Source organism: Streptomyces sp. NPDC001848 (genome assembly GCF_042891915.1).
Lineage (GTDB): Bacteria > Actinomycetota > Actinomycetes > Streptomycetales > Streptomycetaceae > Streptomyces.
Genome location: NZ_JBIATP010000045.1, coordinates 1 through 2,429, shown reverse-complemented (window position 1 = coordinate 2,429; position 2,429 = coordinate 1). Strand labels below are relative to the sequence as shown.

2 protein-coding genes and 1 pseudogene are annotated in these 2,429 nt (G+C 73.3%); all 3 read right to left on the bottom strand.

Annotation, left to right across the window (positions count from 1 at the left end; all coding sequences use genetic code 11):
* A pseudogene (locus tag ACFYZJ_RS39345) lies at positions 1–853 on the bottom strand (1,4-alpha-glucan branching enzyme); the annotation flags it as partial.
* Positions 850–2,235 carry a maltokinase gene (locus tag ACFYZJ_RS39340; protein ID WP_388577200.1) on the bottom strand — a complete coding sequence of 462 codons (1,386 nt, stop codon included), beginning with the start codon at positions 2,233–2,235 and terminating at the stop codon, positions 850–852. The gene ACFYZJ_RS39340 and the pseudogene ACFYZJ_RS39345, both read right to left, overlap by 4 nt.
* Before the next feature lie 44 nt (positions 2,236–2,279).
* On the bottom strand, positions 2,280–2,429 hold a 150-nt coding region (locus tag ACFYZJ_RS39335; protein ID WP_388577203.1), incomplete at its 5' end, for an alpha-glucosidase C-terminal domain-containing protein.

Below are 2,429 nucleotides of genomic sequence, written 5' to 3'. Positions count from 1 at the left end.
CGGGGAGCTGCTCGGCCAGTTGCCGGTACGTCAGCCCCGGCCGCCAGGACGGCAGGTGCACCTCGTACACCGAGAACGGCGCCTCGTGCACCGGCGTGTCCGCGCGGTGCGCCATCCATGCGTCGTCGTGCCACTCGTACGCCGACTCCGTCACGATCGAGGCGGTCGCCGGGGGCACCTCCGTGCGGCGGGCCATGGGGTCCGCGCGTACGGTGCGGGTGCCGTCGGGGCGGGTGATCTCGAACTTGTAGAGCGTCCCCGGCCCGAGACCGGGAACGAACAGCTCCCACACGCCCGAGGAGCCGAGCGAGCGCATGGGGTACGCGCGGCCGTCCCAGTGACAGAAGTCCCCGCACAGCCTGACCCCTCGGGCGTTCGGCGCCCACACCGTGAAGCGGGTGCCGGCGACGCCCTGGTGGGTCATGGGGTGGGCGCCGAGCGCCGTCCACAGCTGCTCGTGCCGTCCCTCCCCGATCAGGTGCAGGTCGAACTCGCCGAGCGCGGGCAGGAAACGGTACGGATCGTCGCTCTCCTGGACGGTGTCCTCGTACGCAACGAGCAGCCGGTGCTCCGGTACGTCCCGCAACGGCAGCAGGGCCGAGAAGAAGCCGTCGCCGTCGTCGTGCAGTTCGGCCCAGGCGTCGCCGATGACGACGGTGACCGAGAGCGCGCACGGTCGCAGCGCCCGGAAGGCGACACCGCCGGGCACGGGGTGCGCGCCCAGCACGGAGTGCGGGTCGTGGTGGGTACCGGCCAGCAGCCGCTCACGGTCGCCGGCGGGCGGGGGCGCGGCTGCCGGGGTGCCCAGGTGCGGTGAGGCGGGCGGCGGTGGGGGCGCGGTGTGCGTGGTCACGGCACCGGCCTCCTTTCGCCGGGGCGTTCGGCAAGGCGTGCGATCGCCGCCATCGGCACCGCAAGCCAGTCGGGCCGGTGACGGGCCTCGTACAGCACCTCGTACACGGCGCGGTCCGTCTCGTAGGCGCGCAACAACTCCGGTTCCGCCCGGGGGTCCCAGCCCGCCTGGGCGGCGTAGCCCGCGCAGTACGCCTCGCGGCAGCGCAGCGCCCACTCCGGCTGCCACGGCCGGCGGGCGTGGGCGGCGTAGTCGAAGGAGCGGAGCATGCCCGCGACATCGCGGACCGGGGACTGCGGCCGGCGCCGTTCGGGGAGGGAGCGGGCCGGTTCGCCCTCGAAGTCGATCATGTGCCACCGGCGTTCGGCCCGCAGCACCTGGCCGAGGTGCAGATCGCCGTGGATGCGCTGGACGAACCGGGGCGTGCCGAGGGCGGCCAGTTCGGTGAAGGCGGAGCGCAGCCCGTGGGCGTACGACAGCAGTTCCGGTACGGCGTGGGTGGCGTCGCGCAGCCGCTCGAGCATGCCGGCGGTGAGCGGCCCGGTGTCCGGCGGGCCCTGGGGTTCGACGGGGAACGCGGCGGCGAGGGCGAGGTGCACCTCGGCCGTGGCCCGCCCCAGTTCGTACGCCTCCTCGGTGAACTCCCGTCCGGCGGCGAGTGCGGTGAGCGCCTGGGTCCATCCGTCGGCGGCGCCGTGCAGGAAGGGCTGGAGCACGCCGAGTGTCGCGGCCCAGGGGCTGGAGGTGCGGAACCAGGCCACCGGCGCGGGGACGCAGGTGCAGCCCTGCCGGACCAGGGCCCAGGGCACCTCAAGGTCGGGGTTGATCCCGGGCCGCACCCGGCGGAAGACCTTCAGGATGTACGCGTCGCCGTACACCAGGGAGGAGTTGGACTGCTCGGCTTGGAGGAGGCGGGGCGCGAGCCCCGTGGGTATGGTCACCCGTCGGTCGCGTTCGAAGCGGAGTGCGCCCGCAATACCCGGTGTGCGCAGCCGTTCCAGGAGCAGGGACGCCGAGCGCGGGTCCTGGAGGGCGTCGTACACCAGCAGCCCCGCGAGGGGTCCCTCGCTCGCCCGTCCGAGGACGGCCGGGGAGAGCCGTGGGGAGAGCGACTCGCCGGCGCCGAGGAGCAGTTGGTAGCAGTCGTGGCCCGGTGCGGTGGCCGGCGAGCGCCCCGGGCAGTCGGCACGGACCAGGATGTGCAGGCAGCCCGGGTGCAGTTCGGTCACCGACAGAAGGGTCAGGTCCGTGACGGGACGTCCCTTGCCGGCGAACCAGCGCTGTCGGGGCAGCCACTCCCGCAGCAGACCGGAGAGCGAGGGCAGCAGCGAGGCGGGGCCGATGTCGTCCTGGCTGAGCGTTGCGGTCTGGGTGTTCGGCATGGCCTCGCGTCCTTTCCGTGCCGGCCGACGTCAGCGGCCCTGAATCAACTGGTCACGAACACGTTGACCTTGGTGGCCTGGGGGACGTTCTTGCGGAGGCGGAACCAGTAGAAGCCGTGGCCTGCGAGGGTGAGCAGGTAGGGCAGTTCTCCGATGGCGGGGAAGCGGACCCCGCCGATCAGTTCCACCGGGTG